The sequence below is a fragment of the Pontibacter ramchanderi genome (genome assembly GCF_002846395.1).
GTDB classification, from domain to species: Bacteria; Bacteroidota; Bacteroidia; order Cytophagales; family Hymenobacteraceae; genus Pontibacter; species Pontibacter ramchanderi.
Genome location: NZ_PJMU01000001.1, coordinates 805,015 through 817,762, shown reverse-complemented (window position 1 = coordinate 817,762; position 12,748 = coordinate 805,015). Strand labels below are relative to the sequence as shown.

Here is a 12,748-nt window from a genome sequence, read left to right as displayed (position 1 = left end):
CGAGTTGACTTTTACAGGTATAAATCGACCGTTAAGCATAAATATAGAGCCGTTCGTATAAAAATTGCTTTACTTAAGATTTTTATGGTATAATAATGTTAAATATTATTACAAAATTAATAATTTTGCACATGATCTAATTTTTATAGAATGGAGTTTTACAAGTCAGAAACCTGTGAAGTGGGCTTTGTGGCGGATCGGCTGGAGTTACGATACAACCGCAATCTGCGATCAGAAGATTTTAGGGGTGGCCTGCTTAAGGCCCTTGAGAGGGCGCGGGAGCATCAGATCAAATTATGGCTGTTCGATCTGCGTAACATAGGTAGACTGAGCGATGAAGAAGAGACCTGGTTGCAAGTGCAGATTTTTCCGCAGATCATGATGTACCTGGGTACAGGCAATCATGTAGCCCTCGTGGTGGATGAGCGTTGCTACGATGATATGATCAAGGAGTCTGGCCTGCTGGGCCTTAAGAGTTATAATTCGTTTATCATCATCAACACCTTCTGCGACCTGCAGCATGCTATAGATTGGCTCGATCATCGCCAGTCGGAATGTGCCTAAGCTGCTTCGTTAACTGCATGTGTTTTGGAAAAGCAGGCATTTTATCGTAAAATGCCTGCTTTTAATTTTTAATCCATCCAAACCGCATGTTTCACCTTAGGCAACTTACCCTATACCTACTCTTTTCCTGTTGTTTCTTTTTCCTCACAGTGCTTCAGGCTATAGCCGCCGACCTGCGCTATACCTTGTCGATGCCAGAGCCGCATACCCACTATTTTGAGGTGGAAGTTGAATTGAACGGCGCCCGGCAAAACTTCATCGATTATAAAATGCCGGTATGGGCTCCCGGCTCATACCTGGTGCGTGAGTTCTCCAAGAACGTGGAAGGCTTCAGTGCCACCGACAAAACGGGCAAGGCCCTGCGTTACGAGAAGATTAGCAAAAACACGTGGCGCGTATACAGCAACAAAGCAGATGCTGTGCGCGTGCGCTACAAGGTATACGCCTACGAGATGAGCGTGCGCACCAGCTTCCTGGACGCCTCCCATGGATATGTGAATGGCACCAGCATGTTCATGTATCCGGAGGGCTATCAAAAGCAATCGGGTACCCTTACCGTAAAACCCTTCCAGGACTGGAAAACTGTTTCTACCGGCCTGAAAAGCACAGGAAACTATACCTATACCTTCCCGGATTACGACGTGTTGGCTGACTCCCCGCTGGAGATCGGCAACCATGAGGTGCTGCGTTTTGAGGCGGGTGGCGTACCCCACGAAGTGGCCATGTACGGCGAAGGTAACTATGAGCCTGCGCGACTTGTGGCGGATATGAAAAAGGTAGTGGAGGAATGCATCAGCCTGATGGGCAAGCTACCCGTTGACCGATATGTGTTCATCGTACACAACCTGCACCGCGGCGGCGGCGGACTCGAGCACCTGAACTCGACAACGCTGCAGACCAGCCGCTGGAATTATGGCACGGAGCAAGGCTATAGTGGCTTTATGGCATTGGTAGCGCACGAATATTTCCACCTCTGGAATGTTAAGCGACTGCGCCCTGCACCGCTCGGACCTTTTGATTATGACAAAGAGAATTACACGCGCCTGCTTTGGGTATCGGAGGGCATCACCAGCTATTACGATGACCTGCTCACCCAGCGGGCCGGGCTTATGACCGCGCAACGCTACCTGGATGTGGTGGCGGGCAGCATCAACTCAGTTGAGAACACACCGGGCAACCAGGTACAGACTGTAGCCGAGTCCAGCTTCGATGCCTGGATCAAGTACTACCGTCGCAACGAGAACTCAAACAACGCAGAGGTGTCTTATTATACAAAAGGTGGCGTGCTGGGCCACTTGCTCAACATGGAGATCATGAAGAACACGAAGGGAGAGAAGAGCCTCGATGATGTGATGCGTTATATGTATGACCGTTACTATACCAAACTCAACCGTGGCTTTACAGAACAGGAGTTCAAAGAGGGGCTGGAGCGATTTGCCGGTCAGAAACTGGACTCCTTCTTCCAAAAGTATGTGCACGGTACCGAGACACCCGACTACAGCCGCTACTTCGAGGCCGCTGGCCTGCGCCTTGTCAATCAGAACGAAGGCGTGCTTAACCTCAATTGGGGGGCTGGCACGGCAGTCGAAAACGGCCGTACCATCGTGAAAACTGTAGCCCGTGGCAGCAGCACCTGGGAGGGAGGTCTGAATGTGAATGACGAGCTCATCGCCATTGACGGTTACAGAGTAGAAAGTGACATTGCGCCTTTGATCAGTGGCCGTTCCATTGGCGAGAAAGTGAGTGTAACAGTTGCACGCGACGGTAAGTTGCTGAAATTACAGATTCCGATTGTGGCAGATAAAAGTGTACGCTATAAATTTGAGCTAGTGGAAAACCCAACGGCTGTGCAAAAGAAGATCTACAACACATGGCTGAAGCAGCGCTAAGCTGTTTATAACACTTACAAGCTCAGAAAGGCGACGCACTATACCTGTGTCGCCTTTTTATTTATCCAGGGCAGCCCTCAGCTATACCTGTCATATGCTGCCATTGACCTTAAAACCTGGATAGCTGGTAAAAGCTAAGATGAATCTTCGATCCATGCTCCATTGGTAACAACACTTCCATGTTCGGGTAGTTTAGCGGAATGCCTTACTTGAATCCTTTGTTGGTGTCGCGGTAGTTTTGGTGCAAAATGCGAATTGTACTGATTTTGTGATTTTTTCAGGACAGTGTTTGCAGGCAATTGAAAAGAATATTATATTTCGAATATATACACCAGAAACCAAGCGGTTTACCTTATGGTCATATGTGATTCGTCTTATGCTTTCGTTAATTATTTAAAGGAAGTGGGTGTGCTGTGCATTGGCTGGAAATTGAAGCCTAGTACCGAGCAGTTCAGGAATCTTTACTGGCAGGCGCTGCAATTCGTAAAGACCAATCCCAAAATTCGGTATTACAGCACGGACATTTCACGCATCGGGCCATTTGATACAGATCAGGAGGCCTGGTTGAGCCGTGAGTATTACCCTCAGGTAGCCGAAACCATTGGACAGGACATTTACGCTGCGGTTATTTTCTCAGAGGGCCATTTCAATGCGCTTGTGAATAACTACATGGCTACCCACCGGCTTCCCCTCCACGAATTCATTCATTTCAACTATTTCACAGACAAGGAAGAGGCCATGGACTGGCTTCAGTACATGCAAAAAGGTCAGGACCTCGCCATTTTAGCTAAATCCTGACCTCTGGTTTAGTTAACAAAGCAACGGATCAAGGGAAAATGCCCAGTGCCTCGTAGCTAACTCCTATTTTTTCGATAGCCGAAAGGAAGGCAGATGTTCGCATATCCTCAATATTCTTTCTGTTCATCACACCCCTGATCTCATGATAGGCGTTGATCATAGTGTCCTCTAAACCGGATCGTACCAGGCTGATTTCGTCGGAGCCCTGTATAAGCAGGTTGCGCTCGTGCGTGGTCATGCTCTTGCCCGAGGCACTCTCAATGGCGTTCACAAGTCGGCGGTGACTGGCTTCTTCGGCCCGCTTGCCCATTCGCCCAAAACGCACGTTTGAAAGATTTTTGAGCCATTCAAAGTATGACACCGTTACACCACCCGCATTGATGTAAAGGTCAGGTATAATAATAATGCCATTTCCGAGCAGTATTTTCTCCGCTTCGCGCGTTACGGGTCCATTGGCGCCCTCTGCAATTATTTTGGCTTTGATGCGCGCCGCATTGCCGGCGTGTATCTGGTTTTCTAGTGCGGCAGGAAGCAATACATCGCATTCTTCTTCCAGAAGCTCAGCGGAGTTCTCGAAGTTTTTACACTGTCCAAAATTCAGAATGGATCCTGTCTCGCTACGATGCTTAAAGGCCTCCGCCACATCGATGCCGTTTGCGTTGTAGATACCACCCTCGCGCTCAGCTATACCAATGATAACGGCCCCGTCCTGCTGGCAGAAGTGCGCTGCGTTATAGCCCACGTTGCCCAAGCCTTGCACAATAATCCGCTTGCCTTCCATGGTGTTGCCTGCTATACCTGCTTTTTTCATGAGCTCTGTATCGCCCAAGGCTTCGCGAATGCCATAGAAAATGCCCAGACCAGTCGCTTCCGCGCGGCCCCGTATACCTCCCTGGCCAACAGGCTTGCCGGTTACACATCCCAGCGCGTTGGTTTCACCGTATTTAAGCGCCTGGTAGGTGTCGGCGATCCAGGCCATTTCCCGGCTGCCGGTTCCGTAATCCGGAGCGGGCACGTCCATACCTGGTCCGATCAGGTTCTTCTTGATCAACTCGGCTGCATACCGTCGGGTTACCTTCTCGAGTGTCTTCACAGAGCTGGTGCGCGGGTTGATCTTCACGCCACCCTTTGCCCCGCCAAAGGGAACATCGACCACGGCGCACTTAAAGGTCATCAGCGTGGCAAGTGCCTTCACCTCATCCTCATCTACTTGCATACTAAAGCGGATACCTCCCTTGGACGGTAGTTTATGGTGGCTGTGCTGTACTCTGATGCCTTCGACCACTTCTACGCGACCGTCTATCTCAACCGGGAAGGATACTTTGTAAACACTGTTGCAGGTTTTGATCTGTGCCAGAATACCAGGGTCAAGCTTAGAGAAACTGGCTGCGTGGTCAAAAAACTGGTGCACGCTTTCCAGAAATTTTTTGCCCTCATTTTCGGTGTTTGCCATACGAGTAAATCTTTTTTTGGTGAATGCATTAATTGAGTTTACAACGTCAGCGGGGTTAATTTGTTTGCTCAGGGGCTTTTGTTTCAGATATAGGGTCCGTTATTGAGCTTATGATTCAACACGCTAGCAAGTTGTCAGTAAGACAGTTAGATAAATTAAGTATATGAAACCAATAAAATATTTGATTATTTTTTGTTATTAATATATAAATATTACATCTTTGTTTATGATTTAAATAAAAATGTCGCCTTTCTGTTTAATAATTTCTTACTTCTTTGATATTTTGTTGGCCTCGTAATTCCTAATTTGCTAAAACCATGTTTACAGATATTTCAATGGGTGCCAGTGTATTGGGCAAACATTTCTCGGTAAAAGACAGGCACCGGAGTGTGTTGCACGAGCAGCTTTCTCTTAAGTATATTCACGAAGAGCAAACTCTCTATATTAAATGGGATGGAGAAGTAAGCTCGAGTGAGTTGCGCCAGGGCTACGCGCACATCATGAACATGGTCTTCACTTATAAGCCACAGAAATGGATCATGGATCTGCAAAACAGGCACACCATAGAAAAGGAAGACCAGCAATGGGTGTTTAAGTATATTTTTCCGGAGGTGTTGCGTGCCGTGAATAAAAATGTGTTCGTAGCGATTGTGATGCCTGTGTTTGCCTATAATAGCCTGGTAAATGAAATTGACGGTGATGAATTGATTGATGGGGATAACCTCATGATTATCCATCACTTCCTGTACCAGGAGGAAAGCCGCCGATGGCTGCGCGAAATGGCTGAAACCGACCTGAAGATAGCCTAGGCTCGACGCCAATAAAAAAAGAGGTCCGGCCTGGCGTGTTCACCACGTGGCCGGACCTCTTGCTATTTATACAGGTATTACTTAGTGAACTGAGATCAGCTCCACATCAAAAATCAGGGTAGTGTTCGGCCCGATCACGTCACCTGCGCCCTGAGATCCATAGGCCAGGTTAGAAGGGATGAACAGTCTCCATTTAGCGCCTTCTTTCATCAGTTGCAGTGCTTCAGTCCAGCCCGCGATTACTCCGTTCACCGGGAAAGTGGCCGGTTGGCCGCGCTCGTAGCTCGAGTCGAATACCGTACCGTCGATCAAAGTGCCATGGTAGTGCGTAGTTACTTTGTCTGAAGCCTTCGGCGACTTTCCAGTGCCTTCCTGCAGCACCTGGTATTGCAAGCCGCTTGGCAATGTCTTAATGCCTTCTTTGTTTTTGTTTTCAGCCAGGAAAGCCTCGCCAGCTTTTTGGTTCTCACCGCCTTTGGCACCTTGTTTCTGCTGCATTTCCTGCTGCAGGGCCATCATGGCCATCTGAACTTCCTGCTCCGACAATTCAGACGGTTTGCCAGCGATAACTTCTTTTAAACCTTTCAGGAAAGACTCTGCTTCGATGTCGATACCTTGTTTTTTGAGGTTAGAGGCCATGTCTCGGCCAATGATGTAGCTTATTTTTTCCTGTAATGTCATGTATACTTGTGTTGGTGATAGATGAATTTAAGTTCTGTAAAGGTACTGCCTCGGCAGCGATTAACCTAAGGAGGAGGTATGAATAGAAAAAAAGCAGGTCAGAAACCTGCTTTATAAATTACCGGTATAACAGTCGCAAGTTTAGAGATACAGATGTATGTCTTCTTCGTGGAGGTCCATTTGCAGTTGCTCAGGCGACATCCAGCCTTTCATAAAATAGCCAAATGTAGTACCAATAAGCAGGAGAGAGGATATAGTCGTAAAGCGCATCATGATTATTAGCCTGAAGAGTTAAACTTAAGCTTCTTAACGCTATATAGGGATTAAGGTTGTAGTGATGGCTACTTCATTTATTGTATTTTAGTTAGAAATACGAAAGTTGGCACTCTCTGTGCTGTGAAAAGGAGTTTAAAGGGCTATTTATAATTATTAGTGGTCGTTTTTTGTGTTTTCTCCTTTTCTTTCTACTAACTTTGCACCATTAATCTGAAAGATTATGAGGCCAACAGGCAAATACATTTCATTTAGGCTTGCTACACCTGCTGCAGGGCTTGTAGCGGCTTCCCATCATGTGGTAATGTGTGATGGACTGAATGGCTATTGCCTTAACTTTTTTTCCTCTCCGAAGGCCTTTAACAAGTAAGCCGGAGCTCGCAGCTCTGGCACCCCACAAGCAGAACCGGCTAACCTTGATCTCCGGTTTTTAAATTTTACTTATCTAATTTATTTTCATTGATTTTTCATCATGGCAAGTAAGGTCAGTGTGAGGCGATCCATGGGATATGCCTTTTTATCAGCTTATCTGGTTACCTTGTTTTTATCGGTGTTTGAGCGACAGTACCTCTGGCTATTGGTAGCAATTGTGCCGCTCCACCTACTTTACCTGCGCAACATCCGGCAGGGCAAACATTCTATACTGCGCAACTACCCGCTTGTAGGCTACCTGCGTTATTTTTTCGAGAGTATTCGACCCGAACTCCGTCAATACTTCTTCGAGTCCGACCTGGATGGCAAGCCCTTTAGCCGCCGCCAGCGCTCAATTGTGTACCAGCGTGCTAAAAACGTGCGCGAAACGGTGCCTTTTGGTATGCAGACCAACAGCCAGGAGGCCGGTTTTGAGTGGATCGCGCATACCATGTTCCCTGCCCATGTGCAAACCAAGGATTTGCGTGTAACCGTAGGAGGCAGCCGCTGCAAGCAGCCGTACAGTGCCTCCATCTATAATATTTCGGCCATGAGCTACGGCTCCCTGAGCAAAACTGCTGTTACTGCCCTTAGCGCAGGTGCTAAACTGGGTGGCTTTGCGCACAACACCGGTGAGGGCGGTGTGAGCCCCTTCCACGTTCAGGGCGGCGGTGATTTGATCTGGCAAATTGGCACAGGCTACTTTGGCTGCCGTGACAAGAACGGAAACTTCTCGGAATACCTGTTCAAAGAGCAAGTGGCGCATCCGCATATCAAAATGGTGGAGATTAAGTTGTCGCAGGGTGCCAAGCCGGGGCACGGTGGCATACTGCCAGCAGCCAAGAACACGCCAGAGATTGCGGCCATCCGCAAAGTGGAGCCTTATACCACCGTGGCCTCTCCGCCAGCGCACTCGGCCTTCAATGACCAGTTCACGATGCTGCTCTTTATTGAGAAACTGCGCGTATTGTCAGAGGGCAAGCCGATCGGTATAAAGCTTTGTGTTGGCAATAAGCAGGAGTTTGAGCTGCTGTGCAAGGAAATGAAGCACAACCGCATCTACCCGGACTTCATTACGATCGATGGGGCTGAAGGCGGTACCGGCGCTGCGCCATTGGAATTTACCGATAGTTTGGGTATGCCGCTTTACGATGCGCTGGCTTATGTGCAGCACATGCTGGAGCAGTACGGACTGCGCGACGAGATTAAGTTGATTGCGGCAGGGAAGATCATCACGGGTGTGGACATCATCAAAGCCATCTCGTTGGGTGCCGACATATGCTACAGCGCGCGTGGAATGATGTTCGCGTTGGGTTGTATCCAAGCCCTGCAATGCGACTCGGGCCGTTGCCCGGTAGGTATAGCCACCCAGGACAAAAACTTGTATCAGGGGCTGGATGTAGCAGACAAGCGCGTGCGCGTGGCGAACTTTCACGGCAACACCATCAAATCGACCATAGAAGTGATGGAAGCCTGCGGCTTTGGCTCGCTTGATGACATTACACCAGACAAGATTTTCAGACGCGTGGAGCAGGGGCAAACGAAGAGTTTCCGGGACATTTACTTTCCAAGAAAGGCTTCACCCAGTCCTATCAGCAAAAATTACGTACTTAACTGATATGGAAAATGTGATCTATCTGACGGAGCAGGATTATAAACGGCTCATTGAACTGGTGCAGCAGCAAAGGCAAGGGCCAGGCATGCAGTCAAACATTGCTAAACTGGGTGAGGAGCTGAAGCGGGCAAAAAGAGTCGCTTCAGAAGAGATCCCCGCCGAGGTAGTTACCATGAACTCCAGCGTACTGCTGCGCGATATGAAGAGCGGTAAGGAAATGGAGATAACGCTGGTTTACCCAAAGGATGCCGATGTCAATGCGCGCAGGATTTCGATTCTGGCCCCCGTAGGCACGGCCATCATTGGCTGCAGAGAAGGGGACGAGGTGGAATGGCCCGTACCATCCGGCACCATCAATTACAAGATAGAGAAAGTAACTTTCCAACCGGAGGCATCCGGCAACTTCGCGCTTTAATAATAGGTTTTTCAACGCAAAAGCCCGTTCGCTATACCTACACTCAGGTATAGCGAACGGGCTTTGTGTTTGGCGATTATCTTAGGAGGAGGTTCAGGCGTAGTCGCTGACATTTTCGTCCCACAGGTCAAAATCGATATCCTCTTCTTCTATTCTGGTGCTCAGGTATACGTAAGCTGCAAGACCCAGAAAGAGCAAAGCAGATCCAACAAGTACAAAAGGGAAATCCTCTTTCTTTTTAGTTTTCATAGTTGCTGAAATTTATTGATGATTTATACCTTACTAAGCAGCTTAATGTTTTCAAGTAGCTGACCAACAGCAGGGTATAATAGAAAAAGGCCGGACTTTGGTCCCGGCCTTTGACTCTAATAACGACATGTAGTGTTGCTATAGTATGTTGGGGGTTACATATTTCTGCGGTACTGACCGCCAACTTCAAACAAGGCGTTGGTGATCTGACCTAGTGAGCAATACTTCACGGTTTCCATCATCTCTTCGAAGATGTTCCCGTTGTTGATCGCCACCTGCTGGATGCGTTTCAGCATTTCGGCAGACTTATTAGCGTTACGCTCGTGAAGTCCCTGCAGCATCGAGATCTGGTACTGCTTCTCTTCCTCCGTTGCACGAATAACCTCCTGCGGAATAACAGTAGGAGAGCCCTGCGACGACAGGAACGTGTTTACGCCGATGATCGGGTACTCGCCGGTGTGCTTCAGCGTTTCATAGTACAGGCTTTCCTCCTGTATTTTGCCGCGCTGGTACATCGTCTCCATCGCACCCAGCACACCGCCACGCTCCGTGATGCGGTCGAACTCAGCTAGTACAGCCTCTTCCACCAGGTCCGTCAGCTCTTCGATGATGAAAGAGCCTTGCAGCGGGTTCTCGTTTTTGGCCAGACCCAACTCCCGGTTGATGATCAGCTGAATTGCCATGGCGCGACGAACAGAAGCCTCTGTCGGTGTTGTGATGGCCTCGTCGTAAGCGTTTGTGTGCAGTGAGTTACAGTTGTCGTAGATCGCGTACAGGGCCTGCAGCGTCGTGCGGATGTCGTTGAAGTCAATTTCCTGGGCGTGCAGCGAACGGCCGGACGTTTGGATGTGGTACTTCAGCATCTGCGAACGGGCATCTGCGTTATACTTGTGCTTCATTGCCTTCGCCCAGATACGGCGAGCCACACGGCCGATCACCGCATACTCCGGATCGATGCCGTTGGAGAAGAAGAAACTCAGGTTCGGAGCAAACTTGTTGATATCCATACCGCGGCTCACATAGTACTCAACAAAAGTAAAACCATTGGCCAGTGTAAAGGCCAGCTGCGAGATCGGGTTGGCTCCGGCCTCCGCAATGTGGTAGCCGGAAATGGACACCGAGTAGAAGTTGCGCACGTTCTTGTCGATGAAGTAAGCCTGCACGTCGCCCATGAGGCGCAGGGAAAACTCCGTCGAGAAGATACAGGTGTTCTGCGCCTGGTCTTCTTTCAGGATATCGGCCTGCACCGTGCCGCGCACAGCTGCCAGCGTGCGGGTTTTGATCGGCTCGTATACCTCGGCCGGCAGCACCTGGTCGCCGGTTACGCCGAGCAGCATCAGGCCCAGGCCATCGTTGCCCTGCGGCAATTCGCCTTGGTACTGCGGGCGTGCTATACCTTTCTCTTTGTAAATAGCGTCAATTTTCTGGTTGATTTCCTCTTCCAGACCTTGCTCCTTAATATACAGTTCGCACTGCTGATCGATGGCGGCATTCATGAAGAAGCCGGTCAGGATGGCCGCCGGACCGTTGATGGTCATCGAAACCGACGTCATCGGGTCAGCCAGGTTAAAGCCGGAGTATAGTTTCTTGGCATCGTCCAGGCAGCAAATGCTCACACCGGAGTTACCAATCTTGCCGTAAATGTCCGGACGAAAATCCGGGTCTTCGCCGTACAGCGTCACCGAGTCGAAGGCCGTGGACAGACGCTTGGCTGGCATACCTAAGCTCACGTAGTGGAAGCGACGGTTGGTGCGCTCCGGTCCGCCCTCGCCCGCAAACATACGAGTAGGGTCTTCGCCTTCGCGCTTGAACGGGAACACACCCGCTGTGTAAGGGAACTCGCCCGGCACGTTTTCCTGCAAGTTCCATTTCAGCAAATCGCCCCACGCTTCATAACGTGGCGTAGAAACCTTTGGAATTTGCAGGTGTGATAGTGACTCGGTATGCGTCTTAATTTTCAGCTCCTTGTCGCGCACCTTAAACACGTAGAACTCATTCTTGTAAGCCTGAACTTTCTCTTTCCAATTCTCCAGGATCTTTTTGTTCTGTCCGTCCAGGCTCAGCTCTACCTCGGCATAAGCCTGCTCAAGCTGCTTTACCAGACGGTCTTTGTCTTCCACCTCAATCCCTTGCACAGCCTCAATCGACTTCTTGATGCCGTAGAGTTTCTGTGCAACTTCCGCCTGGTCTTTCGTCCACTTGTCGTAGTTGCGGATTGTTTCGGAAATCTCAGACAGGTAACGGGTTCGGGCAGGAGGGATGATGTATACCTTCTCCGACATTTCTTTCGAAGTCTGCAGGTTGGAGTCGAATGCTATACCTGTTTTCTCCGATAGCTTCGCCATCACCGCACGGTAAAGCTGGTTCATGCCGGGGTCGTTAAACTGCGACGCGATCGTGCCGAATACCGGAATTTCCTCATCGCTCACATCCCACAACTGGTGGTTGCGCTTGTATTGCTTTTTCACATCCCGCAGGGCGTCGAGGGCACCGCGTTTGTCGAATTTGTTCAGGGCGATCACGTCGGCAAAGTCGAGCATGTCGATCTTCTCGAGCTGCGTAGCGGCTCCGTATTCCGGCGTCATCACATACAGGCTCATGTCCGAGTGCTCAATGATCTCGGTGTCAGACTGGCCTATGCCGGAGGTCTCGAGGATGATCATGTCAAAGTCAGCAGCCTTTACAATGTCCACCGCGTCCTGCACATACTTGCTCAGGGCGAGGTTGCTTTGGCGTGTGGCCAAAGAGCGCATGTATACCCGCTCATTCGAGATCGAATTCATGCGGATACGGTCACCTAACAAGGCACCACCGGTTTTGCGCTTCGATGGGTCTACGGAAATAATGGCGATCTTCTTAGTCGGGAAGTCCAGCAAAAAGCGGCGTACCAGCTCGTCTACCAGCGACGATTTACCGGCTCCACCTGTACCGGTTATACCCAGCACCGGGGTTTTTACTTCTTTGGCCTGCTCTCTTACCTCGTTCAGGATGCCGCGAGCCTCTTCCGGGAAGTTTTCAGCGGCAGAGATCAGGCGGGCAATTGCTTTCGGATCCTTGTCTCTTAAATGCTTGGCTTCACCGTTCAGGTCTTTGCCTGTCGGGAAATCGCATTTTTCCAGCATGTCGTTGATCATACCTTGCAAGCCCATAGCACGTCCGTCGTCCGGTGAGTAGATGCGGGCAACACCGTATTCGTGCAGCTCCTCGATTTCGGTAGGCAGGATCACACCGCCACCGCCACCAAAGATGCGGATATGGCCGCAGCCGCGCTCGTTCAGCAGGTCGTACATGTATTTGAAATACTCCAGGTGACCACCCTGGTAGGAGGTAATGGCAATGGCCTGCGCATCTTCCTGCACAGCACAATCCACAATTTCCTGCACCGAGCGGTTGTGGCCCAGGTGAATCACTTCGGCTCCGGAGGCCTGAATGATGCGGCGCATGATGTTAATGGAAGCATCGTGCCCGTCGAACAGCGAGGCTGCCGTCACGATACGGATGTGGTTGACGGGCTTATATGGCTCTACTTTAGTAACTTGCATATTTTACTAACAAGGATTTTTTCAAATTTGATGCGAATATAGTCAATTT

10 protein-coding genes are annotated in these 12,748 nt (G+C 49.7%); 6 read left to right on the top strand and 4 right to left on the bottom strand.

All coding sequences use genetic code 11. From position 1 onward, the window contains the following. Positions 1-150 precede the first annotated feature (150 nt). The 3 genes from BD749_RS03450 to BD749_RS03440 all read left to right on the top strand — a co-directional run bounded on the left by BD749_RS03450 (position 151) and on the right by BD749_RS03440 (position 3,251). The gene (locus tag BD749_RS03450; RefSeq protein WP_101442966.1) at positions 151-564 is read left to right on the top strand and encodes a hypothetical protein; all 414 of its coding nucleotides are present in this window, start codon (positions 151-153) and stop codon (positions 562-564) included. Between the two features lie 86 nt (positions 565-650). Next, positions 651-2,453 carry a M61 family metallopeptidase gene (locus tag BD749_RS03445; protein WP_101442965.1) on the top strand — a complete coding sequence of 601 codons (1,803 nt, stop codon included), beginning with the start codon at positions 651-653 and terminating at the stop codon, positions 2,451-2,453. A 354-nt stretch (positions 2,454-2,807) separates the two neighbouring features. Continuing rightward, complete coding sequence (locus BD749_RS03440) at positions 2,808-3,251, top strand: hypothetical protein (protein WP_101442964.1); 444 nt, start codon at positions 2,808-2,810, stop codon at positions 3,249-3,251. Between the two features lie 28 nt (positions 3,252-3,279). On the opposite strand, the gene BD749_RS03435 is transcribed toward BD749_RS03440, so the two are convergent. Continuing rightward, positions 3,280-4,704, bottom strand: a complete 1,425-nt coding sequence (locus BD749_RS03435; protein WP_101442963.1) for a Glu/Leu/Phe/Val family dehydrogenase — start codon at positions 4,702-4,704, stop codon at positions 3,280-3,282. A 317-nt stretch (positions 4,705-5,021) separates the two neighbouring features. Between BD749_RS03435 and BD749_RS03430 the strand changes: the two genes are divergently transcribed. Next, entirely contained in the window at positions 5,022-5,513 is a 492-nt protein-coding gene (locus tag BD749_RS03430) for a hypothetical protein (RefSeq protein ID WP_101442962.1), read from the top strand. 81 nt (positions 5,514-5,594) lie between these two features. On the opposite strand, the gene BD749_RS03425 is transcribed toward BD749_RS03430, so the two are convergent. Further along, positions 5,595-6,194, bottom strand: coding sequence for an FKBP-type peptidyl-prolyl cis-trans isomerase (locus tag BD749_RS03425; protein ID WP_101442961.1), 600 nt, complete (start codon positions 6,192-6,194; stop codon positions 5,595-5,597). A gap of 745 nt (positions 6,195-6,939) precedes the next feature. Here BD749_RS03425 and BD749_RS03420 point away from each other — a divergent pair. Both BD749_RS03420 and rnk read left to right on the top strand, forming a co-directional pair. Then, positions 6,940-8,496 carry an FMN-binding glutamate synthase family protein gene (locus tag BD749_RS03420; RefSeq protein ID WP_245868669.1) on the top strand — a complete coding sequence of 519 codons (1,557 nt, stop codon included), beginning with the start codon at positions 6,940-6,942 and terminating at the stop codon, positions 8,494-8,496. A 1-nt stretch (position 8,497) separates the two neighbouring features. Further along, positions 8,498-8,908, top strand: a complete 411-nt coding sequence (rnk, locus tag BD749_RS03415; protein WP_101442960.1) for a nucleoside diphosphate kinase regulator — start codon at positions 8,498-8,500, stop codon at positions 8,906-8,908. 93 nt (positions 8,909-9,001) lie between these two features. On the opposite strand, the gene BD749_RS19305 is transcribed toward rnk, so the two are convergent. Together BD749_RS19305 and BD749_RS03410 are read right to left on the bottom strand one after the other, a co-directional pair. Next, positions 9,002-9,157 (bottom strand): hypothetical protein, encoded by a 156-nt coding sequence (locus tag BD749_RS19305; protein ID WP_180336301.1) that lies wholly within the window; start codon positions 9,155-9,157, stop codon positions 9,002-9,004. Positions 9,158-9,312: 155 nt separating this feature from the next. Next, positions 9,313-12,699 carry a methylmalonyl-CoA mutase family protein gene (locus BD749_RS03410; protein WP_101442959.1) on the bottom strand — a complete coding sequence of 1,129 codons (3,387 nt, stop codon included), beginning with the start codon at positions 12,697-12,699 and terminating at the stop codon, positions 9,313-9,315. Positions 12,700-12,748 lie beyond the last annotated feature (49 nt).